Genomic DNA, 387 nt, shown 5'->3' on the forward strand with positions numbered 1-387 from the left:
GGAGGATCCGTGGCAGGCGTTCGCCCGTCTGCACCAGATTGGTCAGATTGTTCCTGGCAAGGTCACCAAGCTCGTTCCGTTCGGCGCTTTCGTCCGCGTCGAGGACGGCATTGAGGGTCTGGTCCACGTGTCCGAGCTGGCCGAGCGCCACGTCGAAATCCCTGAGCAGGTCGTTAGCGTCAACGACGATGTCATGGTCAAGATCATCGACATCGACCTCGACCGTCGCCGCATCTCGCTGTCCCTTAAGCAGGCCAACGAGGGTATCGACGTGGAGTCTGACGAGTTCGATCCGTCGCTGTACGGGATGGCTGCCTCCTATGATGAGGACGGTAACTACATCTACCCCGAGGGCTTTGATCCGGAGACCAATGAGTGGAAGCCGGG

At 59.9% G+C, this 387-nt stretch carries 1 protein-coding gene; it reads left to right on the plus strand.

All coding sequences use genetic code 11. The features are described 5' to 3' along the window. On the plus strand, positions 1-387 hold a 387-nt coding region (locus I6F38_RS43610), incomplete at both ends, for a S1 RNA-binding domain-containing protein (RefSeq protein ID WP_225164744.1).

Origin of the sequence: Bradyrhizobium sp. BRP56, from assembly GCF_020194035.1 — a bacterium.
In the GTDB taxonomy this organism is placed as follows: domain Bacteria; phylum Pseudomonadota; class Alphaproteobacteria; order Rhizobiales; family Xanthobacteraceae; genus Bradyrhizobium; species Bradyrhizobium australafricanum.